Here is a 16,500-nt window from a genome sequence, read left to right as displayed (position 1 = left end):
CTTGGTATACTCTCGGGTTTTTTCCGCACGGGGACACACCATGGAACTGAGTCCGCTCTACAGCCGGATCGAAGACCTGCAAGGCCGCATCGACGGCCTGAGGGGGTATCTTTGACTACGCTGGCAAGGAAGAACGGCTGGAAGAAGTCCAGCGCGAGCTGGAAGAAAACCCGGACATCTGGAATCAACCGGAGCAGGCCCAGGCCCTGAACAAGGAACGCGCCCAGCTGGAGGGCGTGGTTTTCAACATCCGTGAGATCTCCGAAGCCCTGAAGGACAGCCGAGAGCTGCTGGAGATGGCCGAGGCGGACGATGACGCCGAAACCGTTTCTTCGGTGGAGGCGGATGTCGCGGGGCTGACGGCGCGAGTGGAGGCGCTGGAGTTTCGTCGCATGTTCTCCGGCGAGATGGACGAGGCGAACGCCTACCTCGACATCCAGGCCGGTTCCGGCGGCACCGAGGCCCAGGACTGGGCCAACATGCTGCTGCGGATGTATCTGCGCTGGGCCGAAAGCAAGGGCTTCAAGGCGGAGGTTACCGAACTCTCCGAAGGTGACACCGCGGGAATCAAGAGTGCGACGGTGTACGTGGAGGGTGATCATGCGTTTGGCTGGCTGCGTACCGAGACCGGCGTGCACCGTCTGGTGCGCAAGTCGCCGTTCGACTCCGGCAACCGCCGCCATACCTCGTTCGCGTCGGTGTTCGTCTCGCCCGAGGTGGACGAGAACATCGAGATCGAGATCGATCCGTCCGACCTGCGCGTGGATACCTACCGTTCCTCCGGGGCCGGCGGGCAGCACGTCAACACTACCGACTCGGCGGTGCGCATCACCCACGAGCCGACCGGCATCGTGGCCGCCTGTCAGGCCGGACGCTCGCAGCACAAGAACCGCGAGATGGCGATGAACCAGCTGCGGGCCAAGCTGTACGAGCAGAAGATCCAGGAGCAGAACGCGGCCAAACAGGCGCAGGAAGAGACCAAGTCGGACATCGGCTGGGGCAGCCAGATCCGCTCCTATGTCCTGGACCAGTCGCGGATCAAGGATCTGCGCACAGGCGTGGAGGTCGGCAACACCCAGGGCGTGCTCGACGGCAACCTCGATCCCTTCATTGAAGCCAGCCTCAAGAGCGGGCTGTAACCCCCGGAAAACCCTCGATGACCGAAACAACCGACGAGAACAAGCTGATCGCGCAGCGCCGCGCCAAGCTCGACGAGCTGCGCACGGCCGGCAACGCCTTCCCCAACGACTTCCGCCGGGATGCCCTGGCCGGCGAGCTGCACGCCACGCACGATGAAACCGAGGGCGAGGCGCTGGAGGCCGAGGGCATCGAGGTCTGCGTGGCCGGGCGCATGATCGGCAAACGGGTGATGGGCAAGGCCAGTTTCGTGCGCCTGCGGGACATGAGCGGGGACATCCAGCTGTTCGTGCAGCGCGATGCCCTGCCGGAAGGGGTGTATGCGGCCTTCAAGCAGTGGGATTTGGGCGACATCGTCGGCGCGCGCGGCACGCTGTTCCGTACGAAGACCGGCGAGCTGACCGTCAATCTGACCGAATTCCGCCTGTTGACCAAGGCCCTGCGGCCGCTGCCGGAGAAGTTCCACGGCCTGACCGATCAGGAGGCGCGCTACCGCCAGCGCTACGTGGACCTGATCACCAGTCCGGAATCGCGCGAGCTGTTCCGGCGGCGTACGCGGATCATCCGCTTCATCCGTGACTACTTCGAGGATGCGGGCTTTCTCGAGGTGGAGACCCCGATGATGCAGGTGATCCCGGGCGGGGCCACTGCACGTCCGTTCGTCACCCACCACAATGCGCTGGACATGCCGCTGTACCTGCGCGTGGCGCCGGAGCTGTTCCTCAAGCGCCTGGTGGTGGGCGGGTTCGAGAAGGTCTTCGAGATCAACCGCAATTTCCGCAACGAGGGGCTGTCCACGCGGCACAACCCCGAGTTCACCATGCTGGAGTTCTACGAGGCCTTCGTGGACCACCATGCGCTGATGGATCGCACCGAGGCGCTGCTGCGCGGGCTGTGCGAGCACGTGCTGGGGACCACCACCGTGGAATACCAGGGCGTGACCTACGAGTTCGGCAGACCGTTTGCGCGCATGACCGTGCGCGAGGCGATCCTCGCCCACAACGACGATATCGCGGATGCCGACCTCGACGACATCGAGCGCGTGCGCGCGCACTGCGAGCGCAAGGGCATCGAGGTGAAGCCGGGGTTCGGTCTCGGCAAGCTGTGGACCGAGCTGTTCGAGGCCACCGCCGAGCACCAGCTGCACGACCCGACGTTCATCACCGCCTATCCCACCGAGGTCTCGCCGCTGGCCCGGCGCAACGACGACAACCCGTTCGTCACCGATCGCTTCGAGCTGTTCGTGGGCGGGCGCGAGATCGCCAACGGGTTCTCCGAGCTCAACGATGCCGAGGATCAGGCCGAGCGTTTCCGCGAGCAGGTCGCGGAGAAGGACGCGGGTGACGACGAGGCCATGCATTTTGACGCCGACTTCATCCGCGCCCTGGAGCACGGCCTGCCGCCCACCGCCGGGGAGGGCATCGGGATCGACCGCCTGGTGATGCTGCTGACGGACTCCAGCTCCATCCGCGACGTGCTGCTGTTCCCGCACATGCGCCCCGAAGCCTGAGTCCCTCAGCGTTTGTCCGGGGCGATGACGCCCCGTGCGAGCAGCCCGGCGCACTGTGCCGCGGGAGCGGGGCGGGCGAGCAGGAACCCCTGGAGAGTGTCACAGCCGGCGGCTTCCAGGAAACGCTGCTGTTCGAGGTTTTCCACGCCTTCGGCGACGGTCTCCAGGTTCAGGTTTGCGGCAAGGCTGAGCACCGTGCGCACGATGGCCTCGCCACTGCCGCCATTGTCGAGGTCGCGCACGAAGCTGCGGTCGATCTTGAGTACGTCCAGCGGGAAACGCTGGAGGTAGGCGAGTGACGAGTAGCCGGTGCCGAAGTCGTCCAGGGCCACCCGCAGCCCCATGTCGCGAAATGCCCCCAGGGTGTGGATGACCCGCTGGACGTCGGCCATCAGCATGCTCTCGGTCACCTCGAGCTCCAGCGCATCGGCCGGCGTGCCGGTTTCGGCCAGGATCCGGCGGATCCGGCGTGGCAGATCCTGATCACGGAACTGCGGGGCGGCCAGGTTGATGGAGATCCGTGGTGAGGGCAGTCCGCTGGCCTTCCAGCGCTGATGCTGCAGGCAGGCCTCGCGCAGGATCCATTCCCCCAGTTCACGGATCAGTCCGGTTTCTTCCAGTACCGGGATGAAGGTCCCCGGCGACAGCACCTGTCCGTTGGGATCCTGCCAGCGGAGGAGGGCTTCGAGACCGGTGATGCGCCCGTTCCCGGCCTCGACCCGCGGCTGATAGTGCAGGAAGAAGCCTTCCTGGCGGTAGACGGCGCGCCGGAGCTGGCCTTCCAGGGCGACCCGTGCGCGCGCCGTGGTGTTGCGCTCGCCGGAACAGAAACGCAGCCCGTTACCGCCTTCCCGCTTGGCCTGATCCATGGCGGCACCCGCGCGGCGCAACAGCTCGTGGGGTTCGCTGCCATCGTCGGGGTAGAGGGCCGCCCCGGCCGACCCGGGAACGTAGACCTCTTCGCCATCGATCGCGAACAGTTCCTTCAAATGATCCACCAAACCGGCCGCCTGGCGGACCAGGGTTTTGGCCTCGGCACTGTGGCCCAGTACGATGCCGAATTCATCGCCACCGATACGCGCCAGGGTGTCGCCTTCCTCGAGGGCACCTTCCAGACGCTGGCTGACACGCTGCAGCAGTGCGTCGCCGGTGGTGTGCCCCAGCCCCTCGTTGATCCCCTTGAACCGGTCGAGCCCCAGGTGCACAACCAGCAGGGGCCAGCCGCGGCCGCAGGCGTATTCCATGCTTTCGTTCAGCCGCTGCAGGAACAGTTCGCGGTTGGGCAGGCCGGTCAGGGGGTCGTGCCAGGTCAGGTATTGCAGGCGGTCTTCGGTCTCGCGGCGTTCGGTGATGTCGTGCACGATCCCGGCCATGCGCCGTGGGCGGCCATGGTCGTCGAAACTCACGGTGCCGCGCTGGTAGACCACCCGCGTGGTGCCGTCCGGTCGGCGAATGCGGTGTTCGATGTCATATTCCGGACCATCGGGGCGCAGAGCCGCGTTGACCGCCTGCTGAACGTGTTCCCGGTCATCCGGATGCACGACCGTTATGAAGGACTCGTGATTGGCGCCCCACTGCTCCCGGGTCATGCCGAAGATGCGGTAGACCTCGTCCGACCAGCGGATTTCGTCGTTTTCGAAATCCGAGATCCAGGAACCCAGATGGGCGATGCGCTGCGCCTCGGCGAGTTCGGCCTCGCGCTGTTCCAGCGCTTCGCGGGCACGGTGGCGCTCGGTGGAGTCGATGCCCAGGGTCTGCAGGTGGGTGATCCGCCCGTGCTCGTCAAAGAAGGCACGGGAGGTCCACTCGACCCAGCGCTGTGTACCGTCCGCCCGAATGACCGGGTTCTCGATGATCCGGACCGGGTGTTCCGGCGTGAAGCGGGCCAGATCGGCGAGGTTGGCCTTCTGGTGTTCGGGGGGCAGATCCTCGATCCAGCGCCGGCCGACCAGATCGGCGCCGAAGTATTCCCGCGCCATGCGGTTGGCGAACAGGATGGTCGTGTCCGGCCGGTACACCGTGATGATGTGCGGGTGGTCCTCGATCAGGCTGCGGTAATCGATGACCAGTGTATCGTCGGGCCCGTATTGATGTTGATCCGTTTTCATCCTTGATCCCTGCCTGGTGCCCGATCGCCATTGGCTCATTATGGCGATGGAAATTCGCCCGGTGCAATCGCGCCGGATCCGCCCGGCGAGTCCGGTTGCGCGAAACGCCATGCGCAGATCGGGTATCCTTGTGAATCTGAATCCGTACTCAGGGAGCCATCAATGCAGCCCTTTGCCTCGCGCAATGTCTTCGGTGAGGAACTCGAGCCCTGTGGCCGCGACCCGGTGACCGGGTTCTATCGCGACGGGCGCTGTGCCACCGGACACGACGACACCGGTATCCATACGGTCTGTGCCGAAGTGACGCAGGCGTTTCTCGATTATTCCCTGGCGCAGGGCAACGATCTGGTGACGCCGATGGAGGCCTTCGGCTTCCCCGGGCTCAAGCCCGGAGACCGGTGGTGCCTGTGCGCCGGCCGCTGGGTCGAGGCGTATCGGGCCGGTGTGGCGCCGGGGGTGTATCTGCGGGCGACCCACGAAGAAACCCTGGCGATCATCCCGCTGGACGTGCTGCAGGCGCACGCCCGCGATCCGGCAGAGTAGCGCGGACGCGTTCGCGGGCGCCTCAGACGGGGCGGGCCAGATACCAGCGGATGACCGCCCAGTCGTAGGCCGCGTGCGCGATCATCACCACCACCAGGTTCTCGGTCACGTGGTAGACCCAGCCGAGATACAGGCCGATGAGGGTGGCGAAGACGAAGTACAGATGGCTTACGTAGTGCGCCAGCCCGAACAGCACCGAGGCCAGCAGGATCGCGGCCCCGGGCGGCAGGTGCAGACCCAGCCACTGCTGTAGCACGCCGCGTACCAGGAGCTCCTCGCCGACCCCGGCGAGCACCGCGATCAGCACTACCGAGCCGGCCGGGGCCCCGCGAAACAGCAGATCCAGGAATTCCTGCAGCTGTGCCCGAATGTCGCGAAACGCCGGGTGGTCGGTCCAGCCCAGCACGGCGACCAGCAGGAACATCGGGGTGGTGACCAGCAGGCCCAGGGCCACGGCCTCGATGCTCCAGTCCATCGCGCCCAGAAGCGGCACTCCGGCGAGCGCCGCCAGCGCGAACGCCACGGGGATGAGTGCACCCTGGAACAGGGCTCCGGCGAGCAGTGGATGACGGGCGATGAACGAACGCAAGGCAGCGGGTCTTCAGGCAGACGGTGAATCGGGATTATGCCGACGTGAGCGATCCCGGGACACGGGCGTGTTGCGAGACAACCCTAATGATACCATGCTCTGATCGAGGGCATGACCTTGTGTCCCCGGGCAAGGGGATGCGCGATTGAGTCTTGAGACGTACGACACGGGGGCATCCATGGGGCGCGACGTCAGCAAGCAAGCGACCGTAGCGCAGGAAGCCGCGCCGGCCTTCTGGCGACGCCCGGTCGCCTGGGTCCTGACATGGCTGGTTTACTCCATGTCCATGCTTGGCTATCTCGCGTATGAAAGCGCCCAGCGCGGAGTCTTCTGTCTGAGTGCCGGCGCATGAACCTCTTTCCCCGCTGGCTGGAACACGAGGCCCGCTTTGACGTCCTGCTGAGGACCTATCGCGAGCGCGCCGATCACATCATGATCGGCATGAACGCCTTCCTGCTGGCAGTCTGTGTGGCCCTGGCGCCGTGGTACGGGACCTGGCTGGCCGTGCTGACGGTGGGCGTGCCGACCCTGATCCTCGCCTTCATACTGGGGACCCGCTACGCGGGGACGCTGATCACTCGGCTGTACATGGCAGCCGCGTTCATGGTGTTCACCGGGCTGATCATCCATCAGAGCGAGGGGATGACCGAGGCCCATTTCGCCGCCTTCGGCCTGATCGGCATCCTGCTGTATTACCGCGACTGGCGCACTATCGCCATGGCGACGCTGGTGATCTACCTGCATCACTTGATCCTGGGGTATACCCAGACCCTGGGCGTGCCGGTGTACGTGTTCGACGGACCCGAATTCTGGACCCTGTTCTGGGTCCACGTTGCCTATTTCCTGCCGTTCATCGCAATGATGATCTACCTGTCCATCTGGCTTCGCCGCGAGGCCTATCAGGACCAGCACGTGATCGAGATGGCACAGGACATCATGCAGGGGGATCTGATCTCCGATCAGCAGCTTCCGGACGATGTGCGGGATGCGCCCCTGATCCAGGCCGTGGTGCAGATGAAGAACCGGCTGCTGGATCTGCTCCGGGTCATGCCCGTGCCGGCGGCGGTGATCCGCCTGGACAACGAGACGGTGGTCAACACGAACGAGGCCTGGAGCACCAACATGGGCCTGACGGCGCCCGGGGCCAGCGTGCGCGATACCCTGATCTGCTCCGTGCCCGGGACCTGGGAAGAACTGGTGGCCGAACTGCAGTCGTCGCCCGATCGCGTGCTGGATAAAAAGGAGATCAGCCTGCGTCTCCCCAACGGGCAGGAAGGCCTGTTTGAGGTTTCCGTGGTGCTGCACGAGGAAAGCCAGCCCGTGATGGCCATCCTGACCATGGAGGACATCACCCAGCGCCGGCGGACCGAACAGACCATGCAGCGCCTGGCGTTCCACGACATGCTGACGGACCTGCCCAACCGTACCCGACTGCTGCAGGTTCTGGAGCAGGGCCTGCGGGCGTGGGAGCGTGACGGCCAACCCCTGGCCGTCCTGCTGATGGATCTGGACGGCTTCAAGCCGGTGAATGACACCCACGGCCACGACGCCGGGGACGAGGTGCTGCGCGTGGTGGCGCAGCGGCTGCGTCATGCGGTCCAGGCGGACGACCTGGTCGCGCGCCTGGGCGGCGACGAATTCGTCGTGGTCTTGCAGGGTTATGGCAACGGGGAGGCGGCCCGGGAAGTCGGGCAATGGTTGCTGGAACACATGGCGCGGACCATGGAGCTGGAGACTGCGGGCATTACTGTCCAGGTCGGGGGCAGCGTCGGGATTGCCCATGTCGGCCAGGGGGCGCGTGATGTGGATGATCTGTTGAAGCAGGCCGACGTAGCCCTTTATCAGGCGAAGGGTCAGGGCAAGGGCGTGGTCAGCGTCTATGATCCGTCCCGCGCAGCCACGGGCTGACATCCTCCCGGATCGTTTCACGCGGGAGAAGGCGAAGCGAAAGCCGTTGCGCCGATGCAGTGCCCTGGCAGAGCCGATTCAGTGTTGATCCGATGCCTGCATGTGTTCCCGCAGGGAATCTTCAAGCACCGAAGCCGGCGTGTCGTCCGGATACATGTGCACGATCTCGCCTCGGGGGTTGATCAGGTAGCTCCAGGTGGAGTGGTCGACGGTATATGCCAACGCCGAGTCAAGTTCCACCCGCTCGTATTCCGCACCGTAGCGCCCGGCCACCTTCGCGATCTGTTCGGGCGAGCCGGTCACCCCGGTGAAGGCCGGATCAAAGAAATCGACATATTCGGCGAGGTGTTCCGGATCATCGCGCCATGGGTCGACGGAGATCAGGATGAGGCCCGCTGCGTCGCGTTTGTCCGCCGGCAGTTCATCGAAGACTTTGGCCCAGCGGGAGAGGCTGACCGGACAGGCATCCGGGCAATGGGTAAAGCCGAAATACAGCACTGTCCATTGACCCCGGCGGTTGACAAGGGACACTGGACCGGCTGCGCTTTCCAGGGTGAAGTCGCCGCCTTCTGGCTGGGGACGCCATTGTCCCAGGCTCCATGCGATGAAGGCCACAACCGCCGCGGCTCCGATCAGGGTCCCGGCGAGCAGGAGCGGGCCTCGCCGGGACCAGCGGCCTGGCTTCACAGCCGGGCGCGATGATCCAGGATTACCCCGACCCCGTGGCGTTTGCCGGCGGGCAGGGCGTCGAGCACCTCCCGGCGTACGCCGGCCGGCAGCTGCTCGCAGGCACGCGCCAGCCCGTGGCTGGGCAGGCGGTCGGCGAGGCGCGCCACGGAATGCGGATCCAGCGCTCCGAGAACGTCGGCCTGGGCCCGCTCGGTGAGGTTGAGAAAGCGCATGCGCGCGGCGGCCAGCTGGCCGGCCTCCAGTGCGCCCTGGATGCCGGCTACGGCGGGGTCGGGGCGCATGTCGGCCCAGTGCACCCCGGGTACGGCGCTTTCACCGCGGAATTCGGCGCCGGTGTGGAAATCCTGCACGGTATCCATTGCCAGTTCGGTCATGTTCGGTCTCCTCGCATCGGTTCGGTGAAACGGAAAAACACACGATGCGAAGGCCGTCCGGAGGTCCCCGATCGGGGAGCGGGCGGTGGGGCAGGCACGACCCGGTCGCTACCGGGATGTGCGGGAACCCGTATCCGGCGTGTATCCACGTCACGACGGACCGGGTTCCGGGGCCTCGTTCAGACGAGGAGGCGGCGGGTCCGGGTCCGACGGACAGCTGGATACACGTCATCCGCCGCGCCGGCGGCCTTCGTGCATCGGCAACTGCAACTGTCCATGGGTGTCGTCATACCTCGTATGGCTCAACATGCGCTCGTGGCACCCGGCCACGAACGGGCGCGAATCATAGCGAAAGCGCGGGTGGCGAAACAAGCCTTGCGGCGGTGTGCGTTGACAGGTTCCGATGCGGGTTATAGTTTGACCTGTTTCCCGGCGCGCGCCGGATCAGGGTGCGCGTATCCTGATCGCGCCGGTCGCCAGCGCCGCAAAGCCTACGCCCGGTAATCCCGGGCCCAATCAGGAATCGACCCGTGACCGACGTCTTTCCCCGCATCGAGCGACTGCCCCCCTACGTCTTCAACATCGTGAACGAGTTGAAGGCCGAGGCACGAGCTCGCGGCGAGGACATCATCGACTTCGGCATGGGCAACCCGGACCAGCCGACGCCGAAACACATCGTCGACAAGCTGACCGAGGCGGTACAGCGCGGCGACACCCACCGTTATTCGGTGTCGCGCGGGATCCCGCGGCTGCGGCGTGCCGTCACCCGCTGGTATCAGGATCGTTTCGATGTAGAACTCGATCCGGAAACCGAGGCGATCGTCACCATCGGCTCCAAGGAAGGCCTGGCGCATCTTGCGCTGGCCACCCTGGGGCCGGGGGATGCGGTACTGGTGCCGAACCCGGCGTATCCCATCCACCCCTATGGCTGCGTGATCGCCGGCGCCGACGTGCGCCACGTGCCGCTGACGCCGGACGTCGATTTCTTCGCCGAGCTGGAGCGGGCGATCCGCGATTCCTGGCCCAAGCCGAAGATGCTGATCCTGAATTTCCCGGGGAACCCGACCACGCAGTGCGTGGATCTGGAGTTCTTTGAACGGGTGGTGGAGATCTGCCGCGAGCACGGGATCTGGATCGTGCACGACCTGGCCTACGCCGAGATCGCGTTCGACGGCTATCGGGCCCCCTCGATCCTCGAAGTGCCGGGCGCCAAGGACATCGCGGTGGAGTTCTATACCCTGTCCAAGACCTACAATATGCCCGGCTGGCGGGTCGGTTTCATGTGCGGCAACCCCACGCTGGTGGCCGCCCTGGCGCGGATCAAGTCGTATCTCGACTACGGCACCTTCACGCCCATTCAGGTGGCGGCGATCTCCGCGCTGGAAGGCCCGCAGGACTGTGTCGAGGAGATCCGCGAGACCTATCGCGTGCGCCGCGACGTGCTCTGCGACGGCCTGAACAAGCTGGGCTGGGCAGTGGAAAAGCCGAAGGCGACCATGTTCGTCTGGGTGCCGATCCCCGAGCCCTATCGCGAGATGGGGTCGCTGGAGTTCGCCAAGAAGCTGCTGCGCGACGCCAAGGTGGCGGTCTCGCCCGGGATCGGCTTCGGCTCCTACGGGGATGACCACGTGCGCTTCTCCCTGATCGAGAACGAGCAGCGCACGCGCCAGGCCCTGCGGGGGATCAAGGCGATGTTCCGGGCGGATTCCGTCCTCGCCGATGCCTCCGCGTAACCAGGCATTCGAAGACCAAAACCCGGATGCGGTGCATCCGGACGATCAGGGAAACAGGATCATATGACGCCGGTAAAGATCGGAATTCTCGGACTGGGTACCGTGGGCTGTGGCACGGTGAACGTGCTGGCCCGCAACGGCACCGACATCGCCGGGCGCGCCGGACGCGGGATCGAGGTCGTGGCCGCGGCAGCCCGTGACATCGAGCGCGAGCGCGACTGCGACACTTCCGGAATCCGCCTGACCACCGACCCTGGCGTGGTGGTTGACGATCCCGAAGTCGAGGTGGTTGTCGAGCTCATGGGCGGTACCGAAACCGCGCGTGATCTGGTCCTGCGGGCGATCGATGCCGGCAAGCACGTGGTGACCGCGAACAAGGCGATGATCGCGCTGTACGGCAACGAGATCTTCGAGCGGGCCCATGCGCGCGGCGTGATGGTGGCCTTCGAGGCGGCGGTGGCCGGTGGCATCCCGATCATCAAGGCGATCCGCGAGGGGCTGGCGGGCAACCGTATCGAGTGGCTGGCCGGGATCATCAACGGGACCGGCAACTTCATCCTGACCGAGATGCGCGACAAGGGTCGTGACTTCGAGGACGTGCTGGCGGAGGCTCAGTCGCTGGGTTACGCCGAGGCCGATCCGACCTTCGACGTGGAGGGCATCGATGCGGCCCACAAGCTGGCGATCCTGGCCTCCATCGCCTTCGGCATCCCGCTGCAGTTCGATCGCGTGGCGGTCGAGGGCATCAGCGGGATCACCCGCGAGGACGTGAGCTTCGCCGCCGAGCTGGGCTATCGCATCAAGCACCTTGGCATCGCCCGGCGCATGGACAACGGCTACGAGCTGCGCGTGCATCCGACCCTGATTCCGGAACGCCGGCTGATCGCCAATGTCGACGGGGTGATGAACGCGGTGCTGGTGCAGGGCGACGCGGTCGGCCCGACGCTGTACTACGGCGCTGGCGCCGGGGCCGAGGCCACGGCCTCGGCGGTGGTGGCCGATCTGGTCGACGTGGTGCGCGCCCTGACCACCGATCCCGAGAACCGCGTGCCGCATCTGGCGTTCCAGCCGGATGCGCTGTCGGATCACCCGGTGCTGGCGATGGAAGACGTACACACCTCGTTCTACCTGCGCCTGCGTACCCAGGACCGGCCGGGCGTGCTGGCCGATATCACCCGCATCCTCGGCGAGCACGGCATCAGCATCGAGGCCATTCTGCAGCGCGAACCCGATCCGCAGCGCGGCGAGGCCACTATCATCATGCTGACGCACGCGGTGCGGGAAGGTGCGATGAACGAGGCCATCACCGCGGTGGAGGCACTGCCGCACCTGCTGACGCCGATCACGCGCATCCGCATGGAAGCGCTCTGAACAATCGACTGATCCGATCCACGACACGAGAATCCGCATGGCCCACGGACACCGCTACACCGGCCTGATCGACCGTTACCGCGATCGCCTTCCGGTCCACGACGACACCCGCGTGATCTCCCTCGGCGAGGGCGCCACGCCGCTGATCCGCCTCAACAACATCCCGCGCGAGCTGGACAGCGAGGTGGAGATCTACGTCAAGTACGAGGGCCTGAACCCCACCGGTTCGTTCAAGGACCGGGGCATGACCATGGCCGTCACCCGCGCCGTGGAAGAGGGTTCGCGGGCGATCGTCTGCGCCTCTACCGGCAACACCTCGGCCGCCGCCGCGGCGTATGCCGCCCGCGCGGGGATCACCGCGTTCGTGGTGATCCCGGACGGCAAGATCGCGATGGGCAAGCTGGCCCAGGCGATGATGCACGGGGCAACGGTGATCCAGATCGCCGGGAATTTCGACGATGGCATGCGCCTGGTCAAGGAAGTCGCCTCGAACACGCCGGTGACCCTGGTCAATTCGGTCAATCCGTACCGTCTGCAGGGCCAGAAGACCGCGGCGTTCGAGATCATCGAGGAGCTGGGCCGGGCACCGGATTATCACTGCCTGCCGGTGGGCAATGCCGGCAACATCACCGCGCACTGGATCGGCTACAGCGAAATGGCCGCCCGCAGCAGCGAGGACGTGACCGACGCCTGCGCCTACTGCCAGGGGCACTGCAAGTATGCCGGCGGCGGCATGGTCGGGAACCGGCCGCACATGGTGGGCTATCAGGCCTCGGGTTCGGCGCCGTTCATGCGCGGGGCCATGGTGGACGATCCCGACACGGTCGCGACCGCGATCCGCATCGGTCACCCGCAGTCCTGGGACATGGCGTGGAAGGTGCGTGAGGAATCCGGTGGCTGGTTCGACGAATGCGCGGACGACGAGATCCTGGCCGCGCAGAAACTGCTGGCGGAGAAGGAGGGGGTGTTCTGCGAACCGGCCTCCGCTGCCTCGCTGGCCGGCGCCCTGCGCGACATTCGCTCGGGGCGAATCCCGGCGGGGTCCACCGTGGTCTGCACGCTCACCGGCAACGGCCTCAAGGACCCGGACACCGCGATCAGTCAGAGCGTGGTCCAGCCGACGCGGGTGCCCGCGGAGCTGGACGCCGTGTCGCAGGCGATCCGCGACAACCTCGCCTGAAACCGTTCACCTGAAGCCGCGGGACCGGTTCCGGCCCCGCGGGCAGGGTCAGTTCGCCGGGCGTTCGGGGATCTCGATCCGGGCGGCTTCGCGCAGGCGTTCGATCTCTTCCTGAATCGCGCGGCTTTCCAGGATCTCGATCAGTTCGGCCCGCACGTCTTCCATGGGCGGCGGGTCGACCGGACGCGTCTCTTCCAGCCGGATCAGGTGCCAGCCGAAGCGGCTTTCCACCGGATCCGTCGTCGTCTCGCCGGGTTCCAGGCGCTGCACGGCATCGCTGAAGGCCAGCACCATGCGGCCGGCTTCGAACCAGCCCAGGTCACCTCCGCGTTGGGCGGAGCCGGGGTCGGTTGAATGCGTTTCGGCCAGCTCGGCAAACGACGCCCCGTCCTCGAGTTCGGCCAGCAGGTCCCGGGCGGTCTCCTCGCTCTCGACCAGGATGTGGCGGGCGCGGTACTCCTCGGCGGCCATCTGCTCCACCTGCCGCTCGTATTCGGCGCGCAGGTCGTCGTCGGTGAGTTCCAGCTCGGCCGTCAGGCGCTCCATCATCTCGGAGGCGAGGAAGTTGGTGCGGACCATCTCGAGGATCCGGCGCGTTTCTTCTTCCTCGTGCAGGCCACGCCGCTCGGCTTCCTGACGCAGCAGCCGCAGGCTGATCAGTTCGTCGATCACGCCATCATCGCCGGCCAGCCCGGGGTCGTCGTCCAGGCCGGAATAGGTAAAAACATCGGCCCGGGTGATCGGTTCGCCATCGATGCGTGCGAGGATTTCGGCGTCTTCGGTGGTGGTGGCGGCACCGGTTTCGTGGCCATTGCGTTCGTCATCCCGGGGGCCGTCGCCGCAGGCGGCGAGTGAGGTAACGGCGACCAGGATGGCGGCCGCGAGCAGGCCGCGGGGTGCGGGCAGTGGAAACGTTGATGCGGCCATTCAGAACACCTGCTTGAAGGGGCGGACATCCACCGAGGCATACACCCCGGCCCGGACATAAGGATCGGCATCGGCCCATTCGCGGGCCGCTTCCAGAGACGGGAATTCGGCGACGATCAGGCTGGCGCTGAAGCCGGCCGGCCCCGGATCGGGGCTGTCGATCGCGGGGCACGGCCCGGCCAGCACCAGGCGTCCGGTATCGCGCAGGGCCTGCAGGCGTTCCAGGTGTTCCGGACGCGCCGCCAGGCGGGCGTCCAGCGAATCGGGGGCATCGTGGCCCTGGATCATGTAGAGCATCGGCATTCCGTGTCGGGGGACAGGCGGACATTGTAACGTCACGGGCGGGTGCGGCGTGATGGTCGGGTCACAGTTGCGCTACACTGCGCGCTTTGTCCGATCTGCGGTTCCCCCATGAGTACGTTCGCGATCCACCCCGAGAATCCCCAGCCACGGCTGATCCGCCAGGTCTGCGACCGGCTGCAGGAAGGTGCGGTGATCGCCGTGCCCACCGATGCCTGTTATGCGCTCGCGTGCCTGCCCGGTGACAAGACCGGCGCCGATCGCATCCGCCGCATCCGCGAGGTGGACGAGACCCATCATCTCACCCTGCTGTGCCGTGACCTGTCCGAACTGGGGGTGTACGCCAAGGTGGACAACAGTGCCTTTCGGCTGATGAAGAACCGGACTCCGGGGCCCTACACCTTCATTCTCCCCGCCACCCGCGAAGTCCCGCGGCGGCTGCAGCATCCCAGGCGCCGGACGATCGGACTGCGGGTGCCGGACAGCCCCATCGTGTCCGCGCTGCTGGCGGAACTCGGTACGCCGTTGATGTCCGCCACCCTGCAGCTGCCGGGGGACGACACCCCGCTGACCGAGGTCTGGGAGATCGAGGAACGGCTGGGGCACGCCGTGGATGCCATCATCGACGGCGGGGCGGGGACACTGGAGGCGACGACGGTGCTGGACCTGTCCGGCGAAGGAGTCGAAGTGGTACGTCACGGGCTTGGCGACGCGGCCTTCCTGGATGAATAGTCATGCGTAAATGGATCATCCTGGTCCTGGTGCTGCTGGCCGTGGCCGCACTCTGGCCCTGGTACGTCGGGGGGCAAGTGGAAGACACCCTCAGCGCCGAGATGGACCTGCGGGCGGGCGGCCTGGAACTGCGCCACGAACCCGGAATCTACGAGCGGAGCTATCGTGAGGCGCGGTCCGAGGGAACGTTGCACGTCAGGGATGGTACGACGACCTACGAGATCCCCTTGCGGCATGAAGTTCGGCACGGGGTTCTCGGAGCGAGGGTCGAGACCCGGCTGGATCACGCGGCCCTCGACGATGCCCTGGCTGACCATGCCGCGCTGGCTGCCGTGCTGCAGCGGCTGGAACCGGAAGCGGAAAGTCGGAGTGGCCTCGGAGGCGGCGTGACGACGCGCGTGCAGGTGCAGGGAACGCGGCTGGATATTGCGCAGTGGTCCGCCGTGGCGGAAGACCGGGAGTCGGAGAGCCCCCTGTGGCTGGAATTCGAGGAGGCGTTGGGCCAGTTCGCGTGGTCGGAGGAGCAGGCGATGGCGAGTCTGTCCATCCCGCGTCTGCGACTCGACCACGCGGACGGGACCCTGGTGTTCGAAGGTCTGCGGCAGGTCCTTGCGCTGGAACCGGACGCCGACGGGGCCTATGGCGTGCTTCCGGATTATGAAGGCGGCGTGGCGGCCGACCGGATGGAATGGATGGGGCCGGGATGCGAGGGCAGTCTGCTTCTGGAACGTGCCCGGATCAACGCGTTCCAGAGCACCCATGGAGACCGGCTGGACTCCCGTGCGCGCCTGGAAATCGACCGGATGACCGTGACGCGGGGCACCCAGCGTGTCGTGCGCCACAGCGGGCCGATGGATCTGCAGCTGGGGCTGGAGCGCTGGGACCGCGCAGCCGTGGAGCAGCTCGCCGGAACCCTGCGTGACCCGGCGCACCGGCGCCAGGAGGCCGAGCAACGCCGCGATCTCACCCATGCCGCGATGATCGATGCCGTGAGCCAGTCGCTGGAGCGCAGCCCGGCGGTGACGCTCGGGGCGATCATGAACGACGAGCCGGAGCGTCGGCTGGAGCTGGAGGGCAACCTGGTCTTTTCCGGGACGCCCGACGGCTTCCGCATGCGCCCGGTGGAAGCGATCGCGCTGGACATGCAGGCCGCGGTCGGGCTGCAATGGCCCGAGTCGCTGGTCGGGCTGGCCGACCCGCAACCGTTCAATCGGGTTCTGGCCGCGGCCGAGGCGGATGCCTGGCTGGAACGGGACGGCGAGATCCTGAGCGGGACTCTGGCGATGCGGGACGGCCGCATCCACGTCAACGACCGGGATCGTACGGCCAGCGCCCTGGGCCTGCTGTTCGCCGCCGCCGGCGGCATGTTCTGACACCGACCACCTCAGTCTCATCAGT

At 66.5% G+C, this 16,500-nt stretch carries 16 protein-coding genes; 10 read left to right on the top strand and 6 right to left on the bottom strand.

Going from position 1 to position 16,500, the window contains the following annotated elements; genetic code table 11:
- The first annotated feature begins 40 nt into the window (after nt 1–40).
- Nucleotides 41–1,139, top strand: a protein-coding gene (gene prfB, locus D893_RS08965; RefSeq protein ID WP_110619603.1) for a peptide chain release factor 2 whose coding sequence is annotated in 2 segments (ribosomal slippage) — nt 41–112 and nt 114–1,139 — 1,098 coding nt in all. Because the reading frame shifts where the segments join, the coding sequence is not laid out codon by codon here.
- Between the two features lie 17 nt (nt 1,140–1,156).
- Nucleotides 1,157–2,647, top strand: a complete 1,491-nt coding sequence (gene lysS / locus D893_RS08960) for a lysine--tRNA ligase (RefSeq protein ID WP_110619602.1) — start codon at nt 1,157–1,159, stop codon at nt 2,645–2,647.
- Between the two features lie 5 nt (nt 2,648–2,652).
- On the opposite strand, the gene D893_RS08955 is transcribed toward lysS, so the two are convergent.
- Complete coding sequence (locus D893_RS08955) at nt 2,653–4,755, bottom strand: GGDEF and EAL domain-containing protein (RefSeq protein WP_110619601.1); 2,103 nt, start codon at nt 4,753–4,755, stop codon at nt 2,653–2,655.
- A gap of 162 nt (nt 4,756–4,917) precedes the next feature.
- Between D893_RS08955 and D893_RS08950 the strand changes: the two genes are divergently transcribed.
- On the top strand, nt 4,918–5,298 hold the full coding sequence (locus D893_RS08950; RefSeq protein ID WP_018869605.1) for a DUF2237 domain-containing protein: 381 nt from the start codon (nt 4,918–4,920) through the stop codon (nt 5,296–5,298).
- A 22-nt stretch (nt 5,299–5,320) separates the two neighbouring features.
- Here D893_RS08950 and D893_RS08945 read toward each other — a convergent pair whose 3' ends face one another.
- Entirely contained in the window at nt 5,321–5,887 is a 567-nt protein-coding gene (locus D893_RS08945; RefSeq protein WP_018945862.1) for a CPBP family intramembrane glutamic endopeptidase, read from the bottom strand.
- A gap of 145 nt (nt 5,888–6,032) precedes the next feature.
- On the opposite strand from D893_RS08945, the gene D893_RS08940 reads away from it, so the two are divergent.
- Both D893_RS08940 and D893_RS08935 read left to right on the top strand, forming a co-directional pair.
- Nucleotides 6,033–6,239, top strand: coding sequence for a hypothetical protein (locus D893_RS08940; RefSeq protein ID WP_018945863.1), 207 nt, complete (start codon nt 6,033–6,035; stop codon nt 6,237–6,239).
- A complete protein-coding gene (locus tag D893_RS08935; protein WP_051073604.1) occupies nt 6,236–7,795 on the top strand; it encodes a GGDEF domain-containing protein in 1,560 nt (519 codons plus the stop codon). The genes D893_RS08940 and D893_RS08935 overlap by 4 nt, the downstream gene beginning before the upstream one ends.
- Nucleotides 7,796–7,873: 78 nt before the next feature.
- Here D893_RS08935 and D893_RS08930 read toward each other — a convergent pair whose 3' ends face one another.
- A complete protein-coding gene (locus tag D893_RS08930; protein ID WP_026288850.1) occupies nt 7,874–8,410 on the bottom strand; it encodes an SCO family protein in 537 nt (178 codons plus the stop codon).
- A gap of 68 nt (nt 8,411–8,478) precedes the next feature.
- Nucleotides 8,479–8,859 carry a hypothetical protein gene (locus D893_RS08925; RefSeq protein WP_018945865.1) on the bottom strand — a complete coding sequence of 127 codons (381 nt, stop codon included), beginning with the start codon at nt 8,857–8,859 and terminating at the stop codon, nt 8,479–8,481.
- Nucleotides 8,860–9,389: 530 nt separating this feature from the next.
- Here D893_RS08925 and alaC point away from each other — a divergent pair.
- The 3 genes from alaC to thrC all read left to right on the top strand — a co-directional run bounded on the left by alaC (nt 9,390) and on the right by thrC (nt 13,143).
- Nucleotides 9,390–10,592 carry an alanine transaminase gene (gene alaC / locus D893_RS08920; RefSeq protein WP_018945866.1) on the top strand — a complete coding sequence of 401 codons (1,203 nt, stop codon included), beginning with the start codon at nt 9,390–9,392 and terminating at the stop codon, nt 10,590–10,592.
- 63 nt (nt 10,593–10,655) lie between these two features.
- Complete coding sequence (locus D893_RS08915; protein ID WP_018945867.1) at nt 10,656–11,963, top strand: homoserine dehydrogenase; 1,308 nt, start codon at nt 10,656–10,658, stop codon at nt 11,961–11,963.
- A gap of 37 nt (nt 11,964–12,000) precedes the next feature.
- Entirely contained in the window at nt 12,001–13,143 is a 1,143-nt protein-coding gene (thrC, locus tag D893_RS08910) for a threonine synthase (protein WP_018869600.1), read from the top strand.
- Nucleotides 13,144–13,191: 48 nt separating this feature from the next.
- Here thrC and D893_RS08905 read toward each other — a convergent pair whose 3' ends face one another.
- Together D893_RS08905 and D893_RS08900 are read right to left on the bottom strand one after the other, a co-directional pair.
- A complete protein-coding gene (locus D893_RS08905; RefSeq protein WP_110619600.1) occupies nt 13,192–14,070 on the bottom strand; it encodes a peptidylprolyl isomerase in 879 nt (292 codons plus the stop codon).
- Nucleotides 14,071–14,367, bottom strand: a complete 297-nt coding sequence (locus D893_RS08900) for a YciI family protein (protein ID WP_018945870.1) — start codon at nt 14,365–14,367, stop codon at nt 14,071–14,073.
- 114 nt (nt 14,368–14,481) lie between these two features.
- Between D893_RS08900 and D893_RS08895 the strand changes: the two genes are divergently transcribed.
- Together D893_RS08895 and D893_RS08890 are read left to right on the top strand one after the other, a co-directional pair.
- Entirely contained in the window at nt 14,482–15,102 is a 621-nt protein-coding gene (locus D893_RS08895; RefSeq protein WP_110619599.1) for an L-threonylcarbamoyladenylate synthase, read from the top strand.
- A gap of 2 nt (nt 15,103–15,104) precedes the next feature.
- The gene (locus D893_RS08890; protein ID WP_110619598.1) at nt 15,105–16,475 is read left to right on the top strand and encodes a DUF945 family protein; all 1,371 of its coding nucleotides are present in this window, start codon (nt 15,105–15,107) and stop codon (nt 16,473–16,475) included.
- Nucleotides 16,476–16,500 lie beyond the last annotated feature (25 nt).

Origin of the sequence: Thioalkalivibrio sp. ALE21, assembly GCF_003208255.1 — a bacterium.
In the GTDB taxonomy this organism is placed as follows: domain Bacteria; phylum Pseudomonadota; class Gammaproteobacteria; order Ectothiorhodospirales; family Ectothiorhodospiraceae; genus Thioalkalivibrio; species Thioalkalivibrio halophilus.
Note: the sequence above shows the minus strand (reverse complement) of the source record. Positions and strands in the feature narration are given on the sequence as shown.